19 protein-coding genes are annotated in these 21,063 nt (G+C 57.0%); 9 read left to right on the forward strand and 10 right to left on the reverse strand.

The genetic code is table 11. From position 1 onward, the window contains the following. Positions 1–72 precede the first annotated feature (72 nt). Positions 73–1,527 (forward strand): amino acid permease, encoded by a 1,455-nt coding sequence (locus ABC395_RS20205; protein WP_413005689.1) that lies wholly within the window; start codon positions 73–75, stop codon positions 1,525–1,527. Positions 1,528–1,620: 93 nt separating this feature from the next. On the opposite strand, the gene ABC395_RS20210 is transcribed toward ABC395_RS20205, so the two are convergent. From ABC395_RS20210 to ABC395_RS20220, 3 genes are all read right to left on the reverse strand, one after another. After that, positions 1,621–3,156 (reverse strand): solute symporter family protein, encoded by a 1,536-nt coding sequence (locus tag ABC395_RS20210; RefSeq protein WP_413005690.1) that lies wholly within the window; start codon positions 3,154–3,156, stop codon positions 1,621–1,623. Positions 3,157–3,186: 30 nt separating this feature from the next. Next, complete coding sequence (locus ABC395_RS20215) at positions 3,187–3,498, reverse strand: DUF485 domain-containing protein (protein ID WP_413005691.1); 312 nt, start codon at positions 3,496–3,498, stop codon at positions 3,187–3,189. A gap of 115 nt (positions 3,499–3,613) precedes the next feature. Continuing rightward, complete coding sequence (locus tag ABC395_RS20220; protein WP_413005692.1) at positions 3,614–3,916, reverse strand: hypothetical protein; 303 nt, start codon at positions 3,914–3,916, stop codon at positions 3,614–3,616. Between the two features lie 211 nt (positions 3,917–4,127). Between ABC395_RS20220 and asd the strand changes: the two genes are divergently transcribed. The 4 genes from asd (at position 4,128) to ABC395_RS20240 (ending at position 8,263) form a co-directional block, all read left to right on the forward strand. Next, entirely contained in the window at positions 4,128–4,919 is a 792-nt protein-coding gene (gene asd / locus ABC395_RS20225; RefSeq protein ID WP_413005693.1) for an archaetidylserine decarboxylase, read from the forward strand. Positions 4,920–4,943: 24 nt separating this feature from the next. Continuing rightward, on the forward strand, positions 4,944–6,197 hold the full coding sequence (locus tag ABC395_RS20230; RefSeq protein WP_413005694.1) for an MFS transporter: 1,254 nt from the start codon (positions 4,944–4,946) through the stop codon (positions 6,195–6,197). A gap of 328 nt (positions 6,198–6,525) precedes the next feature. Beyond that, positions 6,526–7,347: an alpha/beta fold hydrolase gene (locus tag ABC395_RS20235; RefSeq protein WP_413005695.1), complete on the forward strand. Its 822-nt coding sequence runs from the start codon at positions 6,526–6,528 to the stop codon at positions 7,345–7,347. 244 nt (positions 7,348–7,591) lie between these two features. After that, positions 7,592–8,263 (forward strand): hypothetical protein, encoded by a 672-nt coding sequence (locus ABC395_RS20240; protein WP_413005696.1) that lies wholly within the window; start codon positions 7,592–7,594, stop codon positions 8,261–8,263. Positions 8,264–8,291: 28 nt separating this feature from the next. Here the strand turns inward: ABC395_RS20240 and ABC395_RS20245 are convergent, their stop codons facing one another. Next, positions 8,292–9,557, reverse strand: a complete 1,266-nt coding sequence (locus ABC395_RS20245) for a hypothetical protein (protein WP_413005697.1) — start codon at positions 9,555–9,557, stop codon at positions 8,292–8,294. Between the two features lie 242 nt (positions 9,558–9,799). On the opposite strand from ABC395_RS20245, the gene ABC395_RS20250 reads away from it, so the two are divergent. Beyond that, positions 9,800–10,009 carry a hypothetical protein gene (locus ABC395_RS20250; RefSeq protein WP_413005698.1) on the forward strand — a complete coding sequence of 70 codons (210 nt, stop codon included), beginning with the start codon at positions 9,800–9,802 and terminating at the stop codon, positions 10,007–10,009. 116 nt (positions 10,010–10,125) lie between these two features. Here the strand turns inward: ABC395_RS20250 and ABC395_RS20255 are convergent, their stop codons facing one another. The 4 genes from ABC395_RS20255 to ABC395_RS20270 form a co-directional block, all read right to left on the reverse strand. After that, positions 10,126–10,527: a hypothetical protein gene (locus ABC395_RS20255; protein ID WP_413005699.1), complete on the reverse strand. Its 402-nt coding sequence runs from the start codon at positions 10,525–10,527 to the stop codon at positions 10,126–10,128. A gap of 263 nt (positions 10,528–10,790) precedes the next feature. Beyond that, positions 10,791–11,270, reverse strand: coding sequence for a GAF domain-containing protein (locus tag ABC395_RS20260; protein WP_413005700.1), 480 nt, complete (start codon positions 11,268–11,270; stop codon positions 10,791–10,793). Positions 11,271–11,312: 42 nt separating this feature from the next. Beyond that, positions 11,313–12,782 (reverse strand): NAD-dependent malic enzyme, encoded by a 1,470-nt coding sequence (locus ABC395_RS20265; protein WP_413005701.1) that lies wholly within the window; start codon positions 12,780–12,782, stop codon positions 11,313–11,315. Positions 12,783–12,892: 110 nt separating this feature from the next. Beyond that, the gene (locus ABC395_RS20270) at positions 12,893–14,821 is read right to left on the reverse strand and encodes an aminotransferase class I/II-fold pyridoxal phosphate-dependent enzyme (RefSeq protein WP_413005702.1); all 1,929 of its coding nucleotides are present in this window, start codon (positions 14,819–14,821) and stop codon (positions 12,893–12,895) included. A 377-nt stretch (positions 14,822–15,198) separates the two neighbouring features. Here ABC395_RS20270 and ABC395_RS20275 point away from each other — a divergent pair, with 377 nt between their 5' ends. The 3 genes from ABC395_RS20275 (at position 15,199) to ABC395_RS20285 (ending at position 19,436) form a co-directional block, all read left to right on the forward strand. Next, entirely contained in the window at positions 15,199–17,457 is a 2,259-nt protein-coding gene (locus ABC395_RS20275; RefSeq protein WP_413005703.1) for a PrsW family glutamic-type intramembrane protease, read from the forward strand. 89 nt (positions 17,458–17,546) lie between these two features. Continuing rightward, positions 17,547–17,873, forward strand: coding sequence for a hypothetical protein (locus ABC395_RS20280; protein WP_413005704.1), 327 nt, complete (start codon positions 17,547–17,549; stop codon positions 17,871–17,873). Positions 17,874–18,128: 255 nt separating this feature from the next. Beyond that, positions 18,129–19,436, forward strand: a complete 1,308-nt coding sequence (locus ABC395_RS20285; RefSeq protein ID WP_413005705.1) for an aminotransferase class I/II-fold pyridoxal phosphate-dependent enzyme — start codon at positions 18,129–18,131, stop codon at positions 19,434–19,436. 176 nt (positions 19,437–19,612) lie between these two features. Here the strand turns inward: ABC395_RS20285 and ABC395_RS20290 are convergent, their stop codons facing one another. Continuing rightward, positions 19,613–19,795, reverse strand: coding sequence for a hypothetical protein (locus ABC395_RS20290; protein ID WP_413005706.1), 183 nt, complete (start codon positions 19,793–19,795; stop codon positions 19,613–19,615). A 218-nt stretch (positions 19,796–20,013) separates the two neighbouring features. Continuing rightward, positions 20,014–20,784, reverse strand: a complete 771-nt coding sequence (locus ABC395_RS20295; RefSeq protein WP_413005707.1) for a metallophosphoesterase — start codon at positions 20,782–20,784, stop codon at positions 20,014–20,016. Positions 20,785–21,063 lie beyond the last annotated feature (279 nt).

The following is a 21,063-nucleotide window of genomic DNA, read 5'->3' on the forward strand; positions in this document are numbered from 1 at the left end:
TTTATGTTTTCCTTTATTAACCGACGGTTAGCGCGGCAGGCAAGAAACAAATTATTGACAGAGGTGTTCCTTATGAAACAACCGAACTCCGGTTCCGAAACTACGGAACTTAAGCGCGGCCTGAAATCCAGACATTTAACGATGATTTCGCTCGGCGGTTCCATCGGAACCGGACTCTTCCTGGCGAGCGGCGGCGCCATTCATTCCGCGGGTCCCGGCGGCGCTTTAATCGCTTACGCGGCTATCGGCATCATGGTTTACTTTCTCATGACGAGCCTCGGGGAACTGTCGGCGTACATGCCGGTATCCGGCTCCTTCTCCACCTACGCTTCCCGGTTCGTCGATCCGGCGCTGGGATTCGCCCTCGGCTGGAACTACTGGTTCAACTGGGCCATCACGATTGCCGCCGAATTATCCGCAGCCACCCTTATTATGAAATTTTGGCTGCCCGACAGTCCCTCCATTCTATGGAGTCTGCTGTTCCTGGTGCTGATGTTCTGCCTGAACTACTTGTCCGTCCGCGGATACGGGGAGTCCGAATACTGGTTCGCCCTGATTAAAATCGTGACGGTCATTGTGTTCATCATCGTCGGGGTTCTGATGATTTTCGGCATTATCGGCGGCGAGTCCGTCGGATTCAGCAACTTCACGCTGGGAGACGCACCCGTCAGCGGCGGATTCATGGCCGTGCTCGGCGTATTCATGGCCGCGGGCTTCTCCTTCCAGGGGACCGAACTTGTCGGCGTGGCGGCCGGTGAGAGCGAAAATCCCCGCGAGAACGTGCCCAAAGCGATCCGCACCATTTTCTGGCGCATCCTGCTGTTCTATATTTTCGCCATCTTCATCATCGGCCTGCTCATTCCTTACACGAGCGATAACCTGATCAGCGGCGACGTCGAAAATATCGCGATCAGCCCGTTCACGCTCGTGTTCGAGAAAGCCGGCCTGGCATTCGCCGCCTCCGTCATGAATGCCGTTATCCTGACGTCCGTCCTGTCCGCCGGCAACTCCGGCATGTACGCATCCACGCGGATGATCTGGACGCTTGCCCGCGAAGGCAAAGCACCGCGCTTCCTCGGCAAGCTCGACAAGCGCGGCGTACCGGTACTGGCGCTGATCGCGACGGCAGCCGTTGGCATGTTCGCCTTCCTCGCCTCCATGTTCGGCGACGGCGTCGTTTACATCTGGCTGCTCAACGCCTCCGGCATGTGCGGATTCATCGCCTGGCTCGGCATCGCCGTCAGCCACTACCGCTTCAGACGCGCTTACACGGCGCAGGGCCGGGACCTTCGCGATCTGCCGTACCTGGCGAAATGGTTCCCTTTCGGCCCCATCTTCGCCCTGATCGTCTGTATCGTCGTTATCCTCGGCCAGAACTATTCCGCCATCTCGGAAAGCGGCGTCGACTGGGCGGGTCTGACCGCTTCATATATCGGAATTCCGCTGTTCCTGATCGTTTGGATCGGGTATAAAGTCAAGAAGAAAACGAAGGTGCTCCGCCTCGAAGAATGCCGTTTCGACGATTAACTTTGAGAAGTACCGGCCAAATAGAACAAAAGAACCTCCCGTCCGCCAAGGACCGGGAGGTTCTTTGTTGTGCCGGGCATTGCCGCGGCCCGCTTACATGTTGATATTGCCGACGTTGGCTTTGACGACGATCTCGTCGAACTTCGCATCGGAAGACTTCTTCTTCGACAGGACCGTTCCGAGTATGGCACCCAGAAATCCGAGAGGAATGGAGATGATGCCCGGATTCGTGAGCGGGAACAATGGCGTGCCTACGAAGATGGCTTTACCCGCTTCCGGACTCCACACGCTCGGGCTTACGGCCACGAGCACCAGGGAAGAGATCAGGCCGACGAGCATGCCCGTTACCGCGCCCGCCGTGTTAAAGCGCCGCCAGAAGACGGTGAACAGAATGACCGGCAGATTGGAGCTCGCCGCAATGGCGAAGGCGACGGACACGAGGAACGCCACGTTCAGCTTGGATGCGGCCAGCGACAAGATGATCGACAGGATGGAGACGCCGACCGACGCCCAGCGGGCTACCTTCATCTGCTCGGACTCCGTAGCTTTTCCCTTGCGCAAGATATGGCTGTAGAAGTCATGCGCGAACGCGGAAGCGGCGGAGAGAACGAGACCGGTGACGACGGCCAGAATCGTCGCGAATGCGACGGCCGCGATAAAGGCGAAGAAGAAATCGCCGCCGAGCGCTTTGGCCAGTAGAGGCGCCGCCATGTTGCCGCCCTTGTCTTCCGCGATAATGTTGTCATACCCGACAAACGCGGCAGCGCCGAAGCCCAGGAACAGCGTCAGCACGTAGAAAATGCCGATGATCCAGGTCGCGTACACGACGGAGCTGCGCGCGGTCGGAGCGTCCTTCACCGTAAAGAAGCGGATCAGAATGTGCGGCAGACCGGCCGTCCCCAGCACAAGCGCCAGGTTAAGCGAAAGCGTGTCGAGCGGTATTTTATACTTGTTGCCGGGGTCCAGAAACTTCTCTTTGAGAGGAGTAACGGCTTTCAGCTGATCGAACATTTCGGTCACGCTGAAGTTGAACTTCGAGAACACGACAATCGAAAGAATGAAGGTCCCGCCCATCAGCAGCACCGCTTTGACGATCTGTACCCAAGAAGTTGCCGTCATCCCGCCGAATACGACGTAAACGGTCATGAGCAGGCCGACAATGAGCACAGACGTCGTGAAATCGAGTCCCAGCAGCAGTTTGATAAGCGCTCCCGCGCCCACGAGCTGCGCGATCATATAGAAAGTGGAGATCGTGATCGTATTCAGGGCCGCCACGCCCCGGATTTTCTTTTCGTTGAAACGGGCCGCAATCATATCCGCCACCGTATATTTCCCTAAATTGCGGAGAGGCTCCGCCACGAGATAGAGAACGACCAGATACGCGACCAGAAATCCGATGCTGTAAAAGAACCCGTCAAAGCCGGCCAGTGCGATCGTGCCCGCGATTCCGAGGAAAGAAGCGGCCGACATGTAATCTCCTGCGATGGCCAGACCGTTCTGCCAGCCCGTCAGACCTCCTCCAGCCGTGTAAAAGTCATCGGTGGAATTGGTTTTTTTGGCCGCAAAATATGTAATCAGAAGCGTGATCGCCACGATGCCCAGAAATAACCAGAATGCCGTCAGATTCACTTGACTTCCCTCCAAGTATGAGAAATGAGATCAGCCTTTCATTTGCTGCCGGATTTGCTGTACCATCACATCGAATTTAGCGGCCCGGCGCGAGTAAAGGATGCACAGCACCCAGGTCATAATAAACTGCGCAAAGGCGAATACCCACGCCCAAGAGACGGAACCGAATGCGGGGGTGTTAAGCACGGTGGTATAAGAGGTGAGAATCGGGAGCGTAAAATAAAAGGCAAAGAAGAACAGGGAAAGCGGTAAAATGAACTGTCTTTTTCGTTTCAACAAAGCTTGGAACTGACTGGACTTCGCGATTTCCGTGTAGTTGAGCTCTTTGGCTCGCTTTTTCATCAGCTTCCTCCTCCTAAATTTCTTTTTGTGTCAGTAAGCGCTTTCATCAAAGCTAACCTTATTATATATAATCTTTACATTTTGTACCAGTTTTTTATCCATAAAAAATACGGATTCAGTCTCTCTTTGCTCTTCCCGGAAAAATTGCTTCTACTATAAGACGCTGAAGAGCATACAACCCCAGCCACCCTCCGCTGGCCAGAAAGAGGGGATTCAGGAACACTTTGTGCACGCTGGTCATAAAAACCGTGCCGTTCACAAGAATCTCTGACACGGTTACCCCGGCAATCCCCGAAAAAAGTACCAGTGCGGCATATGCCGCGGTATCCATGATTCTTTTGGCCCCGGTTACTTTATTTTGAAGCCAAACGAGCAGCCACGGAACGGTAAAAACCGCTCCCCACACCAAGCCGGACATAAGATCTTCCCCCTTTTCTAACCAGCTTGCGCAGCCTTGCTCCGAACCATACCTGTCTGCCCGAGGATAAGGGCACGGTCCCGGCGAAAAGGCGCGTTTTCAGCGGATGAGCGCCCGAAAACGCCGGGTCGCGGCAATTGTCAAAACGTTCATTCTATGGCAAGATAAAGCGAAGACTATAGTCATGACAGATAGGAGCATTGAACCAAGCATGAAACCATTGTTTCGACTTATGACGGAACTCTCATCCCGCAAATGGATTTCCCGGATGACCGGTTCGTTTTCCAAATCCCCGCTCAGCCGCTCACTCATCCCGTGGTTTGCCAAGTCTTACGGCATTCCGGTTGAAGAAGCGGAGAAGGCCATCGGGGAATACGCCACACTCAACGAGTTCTTCACCCGCCGCCTGAAGCCCGGACTCCGTCCGGTCGATACGGATCCGGCCGCGCTTGTCAGCCCGGTAGATGCCGTTATTACCGGCTACGGTCCCGTAGAAGCGGGCCAAATGCTCAGCGTCAAGGGGCAGGATTACACCGTCGAGGAGCTGCTCAACCGTTCCCCGCGTACGATTAATTACGAGAAGGGCTTCTTTATGGTGCTTTATTTGAGCCCCACGGATTATCACCGTATCCATTCCCCGGTTACCGGTGAGATTCTGGAGAAAGAACATGTTCCCGGCAAAGTATACCCCGTGAACGAATTCGGCCTGCGCCACATGACACGCGTGCTCAGCCGCAACGAGCGCCTCATTACCGTGATGGAGCACGAAGCCGGCGAAATCGCCGTCGTGAAAGTCGGCGCGCTGAACGTCAGCTCCATTCAGTATGTGGAGGGCCTTCCGTCTCATCTGCAGGCGGGCGATGACCTCGCTTATTTCGAATTCGGTTCAACGGTAGTGCTCGTTACCGAGAACGGAATCCTGACGCCGCGCTCCGATCTCCAGGTGGGCAGCAAAGTCCGCATGGGCGAACGGATCGGTACGCTTCAGCGTCCTACACATTAGCTTCACGAAAGGAGTTCGTGCCCTATGGCGTCGCAGGCGACAGTCAGCGCCGGCACCGCACGACCCTCTGCAGGAATTCCTTCGTCGAAACCGACGGTTTACAAGGTACTCCTCGCCATCAGTCTCGTGCATTTGTTTAATGACTCGATTCAGTCGGTCATTCCGGCTATCTATCCGATTTTAAAAGACAGTATGACGCTTTCATACGCCCAGATCGGCTGGATCTCGTTCTATTTCAATCTTACCGCTTCCATCATGCAGCCCGTAATCGGCATGTATACCGACCGGAAGCCTAAACCCTACATGCTGCCGCTCGGTATGGCCGCCACCTTCCTCGGCATGCTGCTGCTCGCGTTCGCGCCTTCGTACGGGTTCGTGCTGCTGGCCGTCTCGCTGGTGGGCCTGGGATCGGCGGCGTTCCATCCGCAGGGCTCGAAGGTCGCCCACCTGGCCGCAGGCTCCCGCAAGGGACTGGCCCAGTCGATCTTCCAGGTCGGCGGCAACGCGGGGCAATCGCTGGCTCCGCTGCTGACGAAATGGATCTTCATCCCGCTCGGCCAGTTCGGCTCGATCTGGTTCACCCTCGTGGCGGGGGCCGCCATGCTCGTGCAAACGTTCATCGCCCGCTGGTACAAGGGCGTGATCGAGGCCGGAGCCGTCACGGCGAAGAAGACCGTCCAGCGCGCGATGGACCCCGCCAAGCGGAAGAAGATCGCCGCCGCGGTCGTCGTGCTGGTGTTCCTCGTCTTTACCCGCTCGTGGTATGCGGCGGCCATGACGAGCTATTACGCCTTCTATTTGCGCGATGTCGTCGGCACGACCATCGATCAGGCGCAAATCTATATTTTTCTGTTCCTGGCGGCCGGCGCGCTCGGAACGTTCTTCGGCGGTCCTCTCGCCGACAAGTTCGGACAGAGAACCGTCATCTTCGTCTCCATATTCGGTGCGGCTCCGCTTGCCGCGCTGATCCCTTACGTCAGTCTGGGATGGGCGACCGTGCTGCTGACGCTGACCGGATTCGTCATCTTCTCCAGCTTCTCCGTCACCGTCGTGTACGCGCAGACGCTGATCCCGGGGAAAGTCGGCATGGTATCCGGCCTGATTACGGGCTTTGCGTTCGGCATGGGCGGAATCGGAGCGCTCGTTCTGGGCAACCTGATCGACGCCCACGGAATCAGCCTCATTATGAAGCTGTCCAGCCTGCTGCCGATTCTCGGCATCCTGACCTTGTTTCTTCCGTCAGACCGCAAGCTTCGTGAATGGTCCGCAGAAGTATAAGCAAAAGCAAACCGGTATCCCCTTGCGGGAATACCGGTTTTTTGTCGTCCCAGCCGCTCCTCCACTTTTTCCATATGATGTCCCCCCTGCATGTCCCGGCCCTAATCCGTTTTATCCGGTCAGTAATGTACTCCGTCCGTTCCCCGCACAATCACTCAAGCCGGAAGAAATATCGTCCAAACCGTCGCACATACACTTAAAAAGCGGGGGCTCTTCAAAACCGTCCGGGCTTGCTTCAAAGAGAACCGTGATTTTTTTTCGTGCAATCGCTCACCGGCGGCAGGCCATTTCCCTAACGCATTGTATTTTCAACCAAAGGAGGCGCAGGATGGGCATCTACATACCCGTTGAGCAGGGAGTTAACCTTTACGTCGAGGATTGGAACCCCGGACCCGGGGGCGGCGGCAAAACGATTTTGTTCATTCACGGCTGGCCGCTCAACCATACGATGTTCGAGTACCAGTTCGATCAGCTTCCCAAAGCCGGATACCGCTGTATCGGCCTGGATTTGAGAGGGTTCGGCAAATCCGACCGCCCGTGGGGAGGCTACTCCTACGACCGGATGGCGGACGATATACGCCGCGTAATCGAGGCGCTCAGGCTTGAAGGCATTATCCTGGCGGGGTTTTCCATGGGCGGAGCCATTGCGATCCGGTATATGGCCAGACACGGCGGATTCGGCGTTTCCAAGCTGGCTCTGTTCGCCCCGGCGGCTCCCCTGTTTACCAAACGGCCGGATTTCCCGTACGGCAATTCAATCGAAGAGGTGAATCATCTCATAGAGGGAACTTATACCGACCGGCCTAAAATGCTCGAAGATCTCGGCGGCCGTTTTTTTGCCCGGTATGTGTCGGCCCCGCTTCAAAACTGGTTTCACGGGATCGCTTTATCTTCCTCCGGGCATGCGACCGCGATGGGGGCTGCGCTTTTGAGAGATGAGGATATGCGTCCCGATCTGCCCAAAATTTCAGTGCCCACGGTGATCTTCCAGGGAGCGCAGGACATGATCTGTCCTTATCCGCTCGCCCAGGCGACACAAGCGGGTATTAAAGGCTCGGAGCTCGTGCCTTTCGCATACAGCGGACATGGCTTGTTTTACTGCGAAATGGGCAAGTTCAACCGGGAGCTGATGCGGTTCGCCGGCTCCTAGTTCCGGTTCTTTGTACCGCCGGGTATTCGGCTTTGACCGCGCGAAGCTCACACCTTGCAGTCCTCGACATCCGGTTCATTATTTCGGTTCATTATTCCGTTCATCATTACGCTTGCGATTCCGATCAAACGATTCGGGCGCATGGTGAGAAGACATTTTTTTAACCGTTCAACCCCGTGTTCCCATTGCCAAATATTGTTAACCTTGCTATACTTCATAGAAAACTTCGGACGGGGTGTCTATCATGAAAAGAAAACTAGGCTGCTATCATGCCCACTATTCCAATATCGAACATATCGAGAAAGCCCTCGGCTCTTATGACATCGAGCTTGTCCATTTCGTCGATCCCGGTTTGGACCGCATTAAGAACGACAGCAATTTTACCGAGGAGCTGGCCATGAACAAAATAAAATCCACACTCGACTGGTTAGCCAGCTGTCATGTGGATGCCATTTTGATTACCTGTACGTATTTTACGGCTCATCTGCCTGAAAATTTCTCCTGCCCAGTGCCGATTATTAAAATCGACGATCCTTTGTTTCATAAAATTTTGTTGCTGAACCGGCCTTCGGTTCTCGTTTTTACCAATCCTTCGACTGTCGAAGGCACGATGGAACAGCTCCATAAGTTTGCGGCCGCTGCCGGCCAGGAGATTCAAGTCGAGCCGGTTCTCCTGGAAAATACGTTCCAGCTCGTCATGCAGGGCAAGAAAAACGATTATATCGAAGCGGTTTCCAGAGGCTTGTTCCATGCCATCGAAGACCATCCCCGCAAAACGGTGTTCGCGGCCCAGCTGTCCATGGTGCCCGCCGCCCAGCGGGTCGGCAGGGAAAGCGACGCGTTCCTCGGCAACCATCTCGACGCCCTTCCGGGCTATCTGAAAGATATCCTCAGCCTCGAAGCCGTGGGCCGCTGACGCCGGTTCACAAGCCCGCGAGCAATACCTACCGGTTCTCGTAATAAGAACTCGTCCGGAACACGCCTCCGCTTTCCGCGTAGAAAGCTTCGTCCAGCTCGAACAGTCCGCCGCGCGTGCGGGTCCAGCCAGCTCCAGCCGCGGGATGATAGCTTACGAGCCGGTCCCAGCCGCGGTAATTTTGCCCGCCGTTGGATTCGATCAGGCCGTACGCCATCCCCGGCAGAGGCCGGAGATGAGCCGCCAGCACGCGGGTCCACTCCACGAGCAGCGGATTGGCCGTAAGGTCGGCGCAGAAGCACGGCACTCCCCGCTCGGCGGCCAGAGCGGCCACCTTCAGGCTCAGGCTCATCGACTTCGCAGCCGGTTTAAGGGCAAGCGCGCCATAGCCGAGATCCATGTAATAGCGGGCGTCGCTTTCGGACTGAATGCTCTCATCCCCCGCAATACGGGCCGGTACATCCTCGACAGTGATTTCCCGTCCATCGAGGAACGGTTCTTCCACCAGAATGACGGAAGGCAGCGATCCGCTGCGGTCCGCATCCTCCAACAGCCGCAGAAGATCGTCTTTACCCGCGTAACGGCCGTTCAGATCGAGATAGTAGGACACCTCGGAAGGGGCCCGGCGGGTCTGTAAATACGTCTCGGTCAGTTTATGAATATGCCGCAGGCGTTTGCTGTCCCAGTCGATCATATCGTCGCCGCCGGACCCCAGCTTGATTTTAAGTACGGTGCACCCCTGATCCAGCAAGCCGGTGATTTCGCCGTCTTCCGTACCGTAAGCAACGGCCGGTACGGCTGCAACCGCCTCCGTCTTCTGCTCGCCCAAGCCGCGGAATTCTTCCGGCAGCAGGTCAGAGAAGCGGTAGATCCCCCGCTCCCGCGCGTACAGCACCCAAGCCGCGAAATCGACTGCCGCGAGCGCGTTCAGCACATAAGTGGGCCGGACATCCGGATGCCCGTGACGGGCAAACCAGGACTTCGAAGGCCGTCCATACAATTCCTCGAACAGTTCCATCGGATGCGCGAAGGAAGCTCCTTTCAGTGACTTTACAGTCTCCTCCGAGAATTTGTACATGAGCTCGTTAGCTCCCTGTTCCCCGAGAGAAGCCATCAGATTCGCATCGGACCATAACGGGCTTTGCACACCTACTCCCGTACCCTTGTGACCGCTTTCAGCAGTTAGCGTGACAATCGGCTGCCACAGCTCCGTCAGTTGTCCTCCTTTAAATCCGAAAGGATGAAGCAGCGGCTCCCGGTCGGCCCGCAGGTTGCTATCCGCAATTGTCAGCATGTGTTCTCGCCCTCTTTCTCCCCGTCCGCCGGGGTTTTCTTTAACGGGCAGCGTAAGTTCATACCCGCACAAACTACATTTCATCGTACCCATATCTTAGGAGCCACGGTAGGGCCTGTCAATGAATCGGCCATTTATCGCAACTTTATAGACACGGATGCAGTAAAATGTGAGGATAAGAAGGGCTTAAAAACATGCGTACGCGACCGGTTTTTTTGCTCTACGGAGGACTCTGTCTTTTAATGACGGCCGTATACACGACCCGGTTTATCAGCGGCATGCCTGAAGTTTACAAGCAGCGTACCGGACCGCTGGGAAACGAGCAGCAGTTTGATGACTTGTTCTCGAAAGGTTTGCCCTGCGCCGTTCTGGCCCAGATTATGACGTTTTTTTATCTGATTCTATATTTGGCAGACAGGCCGAAAAAAAAGCCGGATCAAGAGCCCGGATAAGGCACGATTCGGCATTCCCGGGTTCTGCTGGCGATACCCTGCTTAGAATCACCCCCTTGCGAAGAACGGCAGGCTCGTTTCAGTCCGTGTTCACCGCTTGCGGGAAATCCTTCCGGTTAGCCGGACAAGACCTCCAAAGCCAGCAGTTGACCGGTTCTTTTCGTTACGGTAGCCTTCACCTGATTGCCAGCCTCCAGAAGCTCTCCGCTTTCCCCGGGCGGTATTTCCTTGGACGGCAGCCTGTAGCGCTTCACCTTGCCCTCCCGCGTTTTCAGCGACAGCCTTCCGTTGTCATAAGACGTTACCCGGCCTTCAAATTCAACGTGACGGGATTCGATCATATCGAACAGGACACATCCGGCGGTAAAAAGCGCAAAAAGCAGGCCCAGAACGATCAGCGGCCTAAGCGAGGCTGGCTGGTCCCAGCTTTGAATCATCAGCGTGACAAACATAAAAACGCTGAATAACGACCCGGCCAGCAGAGGCAGCAGCGGATTTCGTATTTCAATCGTCTTCATAAGTTCTCCTCCTCGGCAAATGAGTGCTGTTTCGCGCAAGCAAGCTTTGTCCTCTGTGTATTCATCCTCCGGCTGGAAACATCGCCGTGTTCTCTCCCTCTACTCTAACGAATTAACCTTGGAAAATAAATACATAATTACAAAATGCTTTACAGCTCCGTAAAAAAGCCCCCGCACCGGCCGGTACGAGGGCTTCTCGAAACTAAAATTCCTTCCTTGCGCTACCTTTACTTACGCCGTGGAAAGGCTGTCTCATCAAGAGCTTACAGATGAGCCGCCAACTCCGTCACGAACCGCTCCAGCATAACGCGGTCGGTTTCATCAAAACGGGCCAGGTTCGGGCTGTCGATATCCAGGACGCCCAGCAGCTCGCCATCTTTAACGAGCGGTACGACAATCTCCGAGCGGGAGGCCGCATCGCAGGCAATATGCCCGGGAAACCGCTCCACATCCTCAACGACCAGCGTCTCGCGCTTCTGCGCCGCTGTACCGCATACTCCGCGTCCGAGCGGAATACGCACGCAAGCCGGAAGCCCCTGGAAAGGTCCGAGCACCAGCTGCTCTCCCTCCAGCAAGTAGAAACCTACCCAATTTATGTCCCGGAGAAACTGGCCGAGCAGTGCCGAAGCGTTCGCCAGGTTGGCAATACGGCTTGTTTCCCCCTCAACCAGCGCCTTCAACTGGGCTATGACGAGCGTATACTGCTCTTCACGGGTTCCTCCGTAAGTTTCGGTATGAAACATAATATCGCCTGCTTTCCTAGTAAAACTGTAACCAGGAATTTATTATAGCATACCCGCGCCGTCCGCGGACTGCTCGGACTGGGCGCTTTCGTCACCGCGGATATCCGCGCTTTTCCGTCTGGCTACGCCGGTTTCGTAAGCGGCCGCAATTACGGCCTCGCGGACCTTCTTCACGACCTGTTTATTGAACACGCTCGGGATGATATAAAGCTCGTTGAGCTCTTCTTCCGAAACGACGGACGCGATAGCTTTGGCGGCCGCCAGCTTCATCTGCTCGTTAACGCGCGTGGCGCGGCAGTCCAGAAGACCGCGGAACAGGCCCGGGAAGCACAGGACGTTGTTGATCTGGTTCGGATAGTCGGAGCGGCCCGTCGCCATGACGCGCACGTAAGGCTCCGCTTCTTCCGGCGCGATTTCCGGTGTCGGATTCGCCATGGCAAATACGATCGGATCAGCCGCCATTTTCTTGATGTCTTCCACTTTAAGCACACCCGGTCCCGACAGGCCGACAAAAATATCGGCTCCTTCGATCACGTCGGAGAGGCGTCCTTTTTCCTCATTCGGATTCGTATTCTCGGCATACCACTGCCACGATTGGTACGGATACGATTGGCCGCGGACGAGTGCTCCTTCACGGTCCACTCCGATCACGTTCTTAACGCCCGCCGCGAGCAGAATCTTGGTGCACGCGATACCGGCCGCTCCGATGCCGCAGACGATAACCTTGCAGTCTTCGAGCTTCTTGCCCGCGACCTTGACGGCGTTCAGCATTCCCGCAAGCAGAACGACCGCCGTACCGTGCTGGTCATCGTGGAAAACCGGTATATCCAGCTCTTCGACAAGCCGGTTCTCGATTTCAAAACAGCGCGGGGACGAAATATCCTCCAGGTTGATTCCGCCGAAAGCCGGGGAAATCGCTTTCACGATCGATATAATTTCTTCAGGGTCCTGTGTATTGAGGCAGATAGGAAAAGCGTCTACGCCGGCAAACTGTTTGAACAGCATCGCCTTACCTTCCATAACCGGCATGGCCGCTTCCGGACCGATATTGCCCAGTCCCAGAACCGCCGTACCGTCCGATACAACGGCAACGGTGTTGCGTTTAATCGTCAATGAGAACGCTTTCGAAGGATCTTCATGAATAGCCATACAAACGTTTGCCACTCCGGGTGTATACACACGGGACAAATCATCACGGTTTTTGATCGGTATTTTCGGCGTCGTTTCGATTTTACCGCCCAAGTGAAGCAGGAACGTCTGGTCGGACACGTTAATGACTTTTACGCCGTCCAGCTCGTTCAGGGCCTTCACGATGGCACCCGTATGATTCTGGTCGCTTACATTAACGGTAATATCCCGGACGGTAACGGTTTTCGTCGAACGGTTAACGTCAATTGCCACGACATCGCCGCCGGCGTCTCCGATCGTAGTCGCGATCTGTCCGAAATTCGTGCGTTCTTTCATCATCTCAAGCCGCAAAATAATACTTGTACCTCCGGTAAATCCGGCCATATCCAATCACTCCTACGGTAATTCTATAGTGCGGAAAAGCCTCGGCGAGTCAAACCGGGCTCGTCCTTCATTCACATCATAGCACAAACCTTTTGGAGATTCCCGCATGCCTATAAAAAAGTTTCCCTCAGGACTTCCCCCATTACGGCGATGCCGCGGCCGATCTCCTCCCGTGACAAATGTCCGAAACCGAAACATGCCGCGGGTCTTTCTCCGCAGCGGACATGTCTTCCCGCGTCCCGCCAGTAAACACCACGCCCGGCACATGCGGAGGTGAAGCGCATGTACTCCTCAGCGCCGCCTTTCCACCAGCCGAAAATATGAAGCCCCGATTCGCTCGGCATCCATTCGAAAGCGGAATCCAGCGCGGCCAGCCCCGAACGCAGCAGGGCGGCTTTCTCCCCGTATACCCGCTGCATTTTGCGCAGATGGCGCTCGTAGGCTCCGCTGTTCATAAAAGCGGCCAAGGCCCGCTGCTCCAGCATCCCTGTCGTCAGCGGCTCATAATGCTGCTTGGCGCGCCGGAACGGCTCGACGAGAGACGGCGGCAGCACCGCATAGCCGAGGCGCAGGCCCGCGTACATCGTCCGCGAGAACGTGCCGACGAACAGGACGCGGCCTTCGCGGTCCAGCGCCTTCAGGGGCTCCAGCGGCCGGCCCGCGTAGCGGAACTCGGTGTCGTAGTCATCCTCGATGATGACGGCGCCGCGTTCCTTCGCCCAGCGGAGCAGCTCCTGCCTCCGCTGGAGCGGGAGAACCGCCCCGGTCGGAAACTGCCGTCCGGGGGTGACGAACAGCAGCCGCGCATTCCACGGCTGCGGGATGATGCCCTGCGCGTCGACGGGCGCATCGACGGCCTTGCCGCCTGCGGCGGAGGCGGCGCGTACGGCGCCGCTGTACCCGGGCGATTCGACGACTACCTCGTCGCCCGGGCCTACCAGCAGCTGCATCGTCAGCGCGATCGCCTGCATCGACCCGTTCACGATTGCGACGCAATCGGGGTCCGCGTCGATGCTTCGAGACCGCCGCAGATGCAGCGCGATCGCCGAGCGCAGCGAATAATCGCCTTGGGGGTCGCACAGCGGACCCTCAAGGAAGGCGGCGCTGCGCACCTGCTCGTGCAGGCAGCGGTTCCAGGCCTGCCGCGGGAAAGCCGCGCTGTCCGTACCGGACAGCTCGAAGACGACCGCGTCCGGGGCCGCGGGTATGCGCGGCTCCGCACTCCGGGAGGCTTTACTGCGGCTGTGCGTTTCGTCCGCCCGCAAGCGGGGGCCTGAGTGGGCCGCGGGAAAGCCGCTCGCTTCGGCATAATCCGCAATCCCTGCTCCTGCCCGCTCCACGCCGTCATTGTACTCTCGCCCGGCTGCGCCTGTTCCTGCCTGCTCCACACCGTCATTGTGCTCTCGCCCGGCTGCACCTTCTCCTGCCCGCTCCACGCCGTCATTCTGCTCTCGCCCGGCTGCGCCTGTTCCTGCCTGCTCCACACCGTCATTGTGCTCTCGCCCGGCTGCGTCTACTCCTGCCCGCTCCACGCCGTCATTGTACTCTCGCCCGGCTGCGCCTGCTCCTGCCCGCTCCACGCCGTCATTGTGCTCTCGCCCGGCTGCACCGCCCGGCCTCCGCTCTGTTCCGCCATACTCTCTCCTCGGGCGATCATCCTTATTTCCCGCCGGGCCGCTCTCTTCCTCCCGCCTGCCGGCCCCGCCTCCCGGCTGCATCAGAAAGTGCCCCCACGCCGACAACAGAAGAGGCTCCTCCGATAGGGAGCCGGTTCCCGCGCCCTGATCGCTCCGGTAAGCGACGAACGTTCCTTTACCCGGTCTGCCCTCTATGTATCCTTCGGATATCAGCATCTCATACACTTGCGTAACGAGTCCCCGGGACACTCCGTACACCTCCGCAAGCTCCCGGCTGGAAGGGAGTTTGGAGCCCGATTCCAGTCTTCCTTCTACTATACTTTCCCGCAGCGCATGGTAGAGGGCGGTATTTTTATGGGGAAACAGTTGTGCATAATGATTAAAAGGGATTAAAATCTTCACATAAACCTCCGCCGAATTACGGTGCAAATATTAAGCCGCCTGTTCTTTTCTCTGCTTCTTACCATCTCACAGAGCCGTGTTTAAAATCAACGGTATTTTAGCGGGCTCCCGGCTGCGCGTAAGCCGAGTCCCATTCCGGGCGGCCTCTGCGAACTTTTATAGGGGGAAAGTAAAGCCGGGGAGAGCTTTCCGCTTCTTTTAGAGGAAGCCTGAACCGCTTCACCCGTTCGATTAGGCATATTTAAAGCCGCCGCCCTGCTTCCCCGGGGCTGTTCCGGCAGCGGAGCGAAGCACGGGTTCCCCGCCCGTCTCGTCTCCGGCACCGTAACAGGACAGACGCTAACGGTCTGCAATCGGCGCACAGAAAGGAAAATGATATGATTTTGCCTGGTTTGCGTATAACCATCCGGACCGCTCGCGACCGGTTTCGTACCCATTGGAAAAAAAGAGCCGCGCAGGCTCCGCGCTTGTTCGCTTTCTACTCGCTTTTATCATGGCTGGGCCTGGCCGTCTTATGCCTGTCCCTGCCTTTTATGAAAGACAGCCGCACGTTGGTTGTGCAGGCTTTTGCCTCTTTTTACGTCCTGTGGCAGCTGTGGATCGTCTGCCGTTCCAAAACCGTCGGCTGGTCCGCTTACGCCGCCTTTTTTATCATCGGCACCTGGATCGTGGCTCCGCTTAACACGCTGTTCATTCAGCTGGTCTTCCTGCCGTTCGATCCCGCGGTTTACGCCGTCTGGAACGCTTCCCTTGTTTCTCCGCTGACGGAGGAGCTGATGAAGCTGGCCCCCCTGCTCCTGTTTTTGTGGGGTTCGCGCAAGGCGACTTCGCTCAGTCTGGCCGACTTCGCCCTGATCGGCGGCGCTACCGGTGCCGGACTCCAGTTCCTGGAGGAATATTGGATGAGGCTGCATGCCAGTCTGGAGCCGGCCGGCTCCGCAGCGGTTTCGCCCGATAACGCGATGAGCTGGAACCTGTTTCATTTCCTGCCTTCCCTTGAACAGGGTCTGGCTTCGCCTTGGACCGGGCACACGGCTGCGACCGCCCTCTGCGCACTCGGCCTCGGAATCGCCATCCGCCTGCGCAGGGTCATCGGCAAAGCCGCTTACGCGCTGCCCGTCTTTCTGCTTGTCTGGGTCGCTGCGGATCATGCGGTGCATAACGGGACACAGGCTACCTGGCTGAACGGGTTTCATATGACGCTCGGGGGCGGCGCTTATACGAAAGCGTTGTTTATCGTGCTGCTGATCGGTGCGGTCGCATATGATTATGCCGACTTGAACCGCATCCGGAAGGGGCTGACTTTGCTCCGTTCCGAAAATTTGATCGAACCGTTCCGTGAGCTGTACCGTTCTGTGGATACGCTGCGCGAAGGCGCCAAACGGTACGTAAGCCTGCTCCGTTTCTACCGGATCCGGCGCCGTCTGGCCTTCACCCTGCTGTACGGCAAAAAAGACGCCAAACGCAGTCTCGGAACTCTTCAGGACGAAATGAAAACGCTGAACAAGGCGGCTGTTCCCGTTCTGCTTGCGGCGGGATTCCTGCTGCTCAGCGCCGGAGCCTGGAGCGGCGGACTTGCCGCCGCAGGAACAAGCCCCGCAGGCAGCGCCTGCGTTTCCTGCCTGTATGCTCCCACCGCGGCCTGGTGGAGCGGACAGAGTGCCGCCGGGAAAGGCGTGCTTCTGCTGGGCACCGCCTTCCTGTTCACTTCCTTCTTCCCGCTGTGGGGCGCGGTAAGCGATACGCTGGCGGGCAGCTCCAATGCCCGCCGCAAACATGCCGGGCGGCTGCAGCCCGGCGAGATTTTGCCGCTGCTCGGCGCGTTTCCTCCGCGTGCGGCGGCGGCGGCCGGCCTGCGGCTGCTCCTCGACCGCCTGGCAGGTCTTGCGGCCGGGAGGGAGCCGTCCGCGCCAAGCGCGCAGACGGTTTCACCCGGCGCGCAGGAGCAGGCCACCGCGGCCCCGTCCGCTGAAGCCCCGTCTGCCGCGGAAAACGCGGCGGACGCCGATCACGGCGCTGACGATCCGGCTAGCGCGGCTGGCGCGGCTGGCGCGGCGCGTGCCGGTTCCACGCCGGAACGCCGGAACCGTTTCACGACGGCGCGCACGCGGCAGAGCGTCCACCGGGGTGAGCAGGCTTATTCTCCCGCCGGAACACGCTACGGAGGCAGGTGGACGGTGAAGGGGCTGCGCAACTGGAACGGCTTTCTGAACGCCGTCAGCCGGGACCGCTGCACCGTGGTAAGAATCGAGGAATTGCCGGAGAACGGAATCCGCAGAGCCGTCATCAGACGGCAGGGAACGGACCCCCTAACCGGAGAAACGTTCACCTCCCTGACGTACGGCAAAACGTTTTATCCCAGCCACTACAACGATTCGGAAATCGACCGCTTAGGGGAAGACGCGCTGAACAAGGCTATTCTTCATAACCGGCTGCAAACGCAGAACGACCATCGCGGCCGCCTTCAGGCGTATACGTTTAAAGAAGAAGTCGTCGGGCCCGACGGAAAAATCATCGGGGTTCAGGGCAGAGTCCTCCCCGATGCCGAAGGCAATTTGACGGAAATTAGCGACCATTTCCCTTACAATCACCGCCAGACGGTGTCATTCCGCACGCTTGCGGCGGATCAGGACTGAATTTTTCCGGTTAAACGCCGTGTGCCGCTCTTGTATCCGTATGGAGGCAGGCGCTGCGGATGCGGAATGTCCGGAAAGGAGGATACCCAATGGAAGCCAGCATGGAGCTGCTGCGGCATTTGGCCCAGATTCACCGCCCCATCGATACGGAAGCCGATGATATCTGGCACTACATCATTTTGAATATGGAAGAGGATGCCCTGGATCCACCTGCGCTTCAAGCCGTCGCCTCCGCTCTGGAGAGCGAAACGAATCAGGGAATCGGTTTCCGGGAAATTCAGTTCGAGCGTGTGCTCGAACACCCGGAACTTGTCGAAATGGAATATTACGAGACGAATCTGGTATGTCCCCGGGATGCGCTGGCCGCACATATCCGCAAGGTGCTTTTGCTGTACGATGCGGGAATGGAAGCCTAGCCTGCCGCCTTCATTATCCCTTCACCAAACGAATTCGACATACGCAGAATTTGCCGGCGGCATGCTTGCCTATCATTCGGCGTTTCTTTTCTTCCCCGCACGTTTTCCGGAGTTTTACTGCCGGTTCTTGCGGGCTTAAGCGGCTCCCGGATACCGGGGGCCGTTTTTTTTAGGTAACGCAGTGACGCATTCCGGTAAGAAGTGCTATAATAATGGCTAAAATGAATTTCCATAACCCCGGAAGGATGGAGCGGAATGAACCCCCTTGCTAAGCAGTTGAATGAAACCATCGAAAAAGAAAACGCCTATGTGTACGAGATGTTGTCGTCGCTCGGCAAGCAAATGTATTTCCCGAAAGTCGGCATTTTGAGCCAATCGGCCGAGGCTAAAGCGAAAGCCGGTAAATATAATGCCACGATCGGTACTGCCATCGAGAAGGGTCAGCCTATGCACCTGAAGGTCATTCAGGACACGCTGTCCGCCTATGACCCCAAAGATCTCTACGAATACGCGCCTCCCGCGGGCAAGCCCGGTTTACGCACCGCCTGGCGCAAAAAAATGCTGGAGGAAAATCCGTCCTTAAGCAACAAAACGTTCGGCAATCCGATCGTGACCAATGCCCTTACACACGGCCTGAGCGTTGCGGCCGATCTGTTCGTGGAAGCGGGGGACCGCGTCATTATTCCGGATAAAAACTGGGAGAACTACGAGCTCACCTTCGGAATCCGCCGGGGTGCGGAAATCGTGACGTACCCGCTTTACAATGAAGACAACACGTTTAACTCCGCAGGACTCCGCGAACGGCTCCTAGCCCAGAAAGAGAAGGGCAAAGCGTTCGTCGTCCTGAATTTCCCGAACAATCCGACGGGATATACACCGGGTCCTGAAGAAGGACGCCAGATCGTTTCGGTGATCCGCGAAGCCGCGGAAGCGGGCATCAATGTCGTAGCGGTAACCGACGACGCCTATTTCGCCCTGTTCTTCGAGAACTCCCTGCAGGAATCTCTTTTCGGCCAGCTTGCCGATCTTCACGACCGCGTACTGGCCGTTAAAGTGGACGGCGCTACGAAAGAAGAATATGTGTGGGGCTTCCGTGTAGGTTTTATCACTTACGCCGGCAAGAATGAAGCGCTGCTCAGCGCACTGGAGCAGAAAACGCTCGGGATTATCCGGGCCACGATCTCTTCGTGCTCGCATCCTTCGCAGACGTTTGTCCTGCACGCCCTGAATTCTCCGGAATTCAACGCTCAAAAGCAGGAAAAGTTCGAAATCATGAAAGGCCGCGCGAACAAAGTGAAAGCTCTGCTCGACAGCGGCAAGTACGGAGACTCCTGGGATTACTATCCGTTCAACTCCGGCTACTTCATGTGCCTGAAGCTGAAAACCGTTGATGCGGAAGCGCTCCGCCAGCGCCTCTTGGAAGTATACGGCGTCGGAACGATCGCCCTGAGCGAAACGGATCTGCGCGTCGCCTTCTCCTGCATCGACGAAGAAAATATCGAGGAGCTGTTTGACCTGATCTATCAGGGAGTACGCGACCTTGAAACGGTATCCGCGAATTAAGCGAAAGCTCCCTTCGAGATACTCAAAAAGCCCGGCTGCTGCAGCCGGGCTTTTTTTTATCTTATATCCAGGAAGTCACAGAAGCGGTTCCACGCCGTATTCCTATGCGTGCTCCAGGTCGTGAAAGTCATCGGAGCCGCAAGACGCGGTAGCGATCAAGAGGGCCCGGAGCCGGTTCACCTTAACGGTATCCACATAGTTCCGTCCCACTGAACAGGCGTTCCCGCGGCCGTCCCGGACGCGATTTTAGCTGCGGGCACCCGCACCCTCTTCCCCTCGATCTCCAGGACCGCCGACGATCCGTCCAGTTCCAATACGACACCCGGACGCCGGATTTTGCAGCTGCTTTTCTCTTCCACTGGCTTTCCTCCATTATCTTGTCTTCGGCCTACTTGTCTTCGTTCGGGCGGCTCCGTCTCCTGTCTCTGTCCAACCGGGTGCTTTCCGCACCGCGCAAAGTTCCCGGCACGCGGTGCCCGGCAGCACACTATGCCTGCGCCGTCCCTTGGGTCCGGTAATTACCGGCCGCATGACGAATTCACAGCCGGCAGACGGCGACGGTACGTTCATCCCCCCGTCACAGCTCATGGACGGTGACTTCGCTGCGGACCATAAACCGGGCGTTAGGGCCTGCCTGACCGATTCCTTTGGAAATATAATAGGTCCCGTAAGCGGTTTGATGCAGGCCTTTCGTAATCCCCCTTGCCGGGAGCTCTCCCTTCCGGATAAACCGGAACAGAAACGGCACATGGAACTGCATGCCGTGAAAATGCCCGGCCATCAGGTAAGTGAAACGACGCTGTAAGCGAAGGACAAGATTCGGATTGTGGGTCAGCACCACGACCGGCTTGTGTAAAGCGGCGCGCCGGAAAGCTTTCCCGATCCGGCTGTGCCCGGTTCCGAGATCATCGATGCCGATGAACTGGAAATCGCCGAGATCCGCGGACGAGTTGTTCAGCAGAACAACGCCCGCCTCTTCCAGGATCCCGGTCAGCTTCCTCATCCCGGCCGGGTCCAGGCGGTGATCGTGATTGCCGAGAACGGCGAACGCCGGAATTCCGCGGGAAGCGACCGCCTTCAGCACCTTTTCAACTTTCGGCAAATATTTGCTTCTGCGGGTAAAATCGCCGGTAAGCGCGATATAATCCGGCTTCTCCTCATCGATCAGCCGGACTAGCCTGCCCGGACGGATTCTCAGCTTTTCAACATGAAGATCGCTGATTTGCAAAATCTTAATACCCAGCCCGGCAGGCACCCTTACGCGCTCAACTTTGAGCCACATGGTGGGGACGATTAAGAACAGATACGCGCAGGCTGCCGCGAGCAAAAGCCACACAAGTATGGTCATACATCTCATCCTGTTCCAGATAAAGGTTCCTTCCACCATAAAGCACGCATCCCGCGTTCGTCAAGGTACCGGATACCCCCGTAAACGGCTATAAAAATAAGCTCAAATTGTGTCTTTTTTTGTCGAAATTTGATACCTTGTACAAACAGGGTCCGGAAGCTATAATGGGAGTACATAATGGCATTTTATACCTATTATTTTAAAGGATTGGAGGTAAACGCGATGAAACGCTGGGTTTTTGCTATTGTTACGGTTGCGGCATTGGTTTACTCATCCGGA

The organism is Paenibacillus canaveralius, from assembly GCF_047238265.1.
Taxonomy (GTDB): Bacteria; Bacillota; Bacilli; order Paenibacillales; family NBRC-103111; genus Paenibacillus_F.

What these genes read in the sequence shown, in the direction of transcription:
- ABC395_RS20205 (WP_413005689.1), top strand. Translation starts at nt 73, where the DNA reads ATGAAACAACCGAACTCCGGTTCCGAAACTACGGAACTTAAGCGCGGC.
- ABC395_RS20215 (WP_413005691.1), bottom strand. Translation starts at nt 3,498, where the DNA reads ATGAAAAAGCGAGCCAAAGAGCTCAACTACACGGAAATCGCGAAGTCC.
- ABC395_RS20220 (WP_413005692.1), bottom strand. Translation starts at nt 3,916, where the DNA reads ATGTCCGGCTTGGTGTGGGGAGCGGTTTTTACCGTTCCGTGGCTGCTC.
- asd (WP_413005693.1), top strand. Translation starts at nt 4,128, where the DNA reads ATGAAACCATTGTTTCGACTTATGACGGAACTCTCATCCCGCAAATGG.
- ABC395_RS20230 (WP_413005694.1), top strand. Translation starts at nt 4,944, where the DNA reads ATGGCGTCGCAGGCGACAGTCAGCGCCGGCACCGCACGACCCTCTGCA.
- ABC395_RS20235 (WP_413005695.1), top strand. Translation starts at nt 6,526, where the DNA reads ATGGGCATCTACATACCCGTTGAGCAGGGAGTTAACCTTTACGTCGAG.
- ABC395_RS20240 (WP_413005696.1), top strand. Translation starts at nt 7,592, where the DNA reads ATGAAAAGAAAACTAGGCTGCTATCATGCCCACTATTCCAATATCGAA.
- ABC395_RS20245 (WP_413005697.1), bottom strand. Translation starts at nt 9,557, where the DNA reads ATGCTGACAATTGCGGATAGCAACCTGCGGGCCGACCGGGAGCCGCTG.
- ABC395_RS20250 (WP_413005698.1), top strand. Translation starts at nt 9,800, where the DNA reads ATGACGGCCGTATACACGACCCGGTTTATCAGCGGCATGCCTGAAGTT.
- ABC395_RS20255 (WP_413005699.1), bottom strand. Translation starts at nt 10,527, where the DNA reads ATGAAGACGATTGAAATACGAAATCCGCTGCTGCCTCTGCTGGCCGGG.
- ABC395_RS20260 (WP_413005700.1), bottom strand. Translation starts at nt 11,270, where the DNA reads ATGTTTCATACCGAAACTTACGGAGGAACCCGTGAAGAGCAGTATACG.
- ABC395_RS20265 (WP_413005701.1), bottom strand. Translation starts at nt 12,782, where the DNA reads ATGGCCGGATTTACCGGAGGTACAAGTATTATTTTGCGGCTTGAGATG.
- ABC395_RS20275 (WP_413005703.1), top strand. Translation starts at nt 15,199, where the DNA reads ATGATTTTGCCTGGTTTGCGTATAACCATCCGGACCGCTCGCGACCGG.
- ABC395_RS20280 (WP_413005704.1), top strand. Translation starts at nt 17,547, where the DNA reads ATGGAAGCCAGCATGGAGCTGCTGCGGCATTTGGCCCAGATTCACCGC.
- ABC395_RS20285 (WP_413005705.1), top strand. Translation starts at nt 18,129, where the DNA reads ATGAACCCCCTTGCTAAGCAGTTGAATGAAACCATCGAAAAAGAAAAC.
- ABC395_RS20295 (WP_413005707.1), bottom strand. Translation starts at nt 20,784, where the DNA reads ATGACCATACTTGTGTGGCTTTTGCTCGCGGCAGCCTGCGCGTATCTG.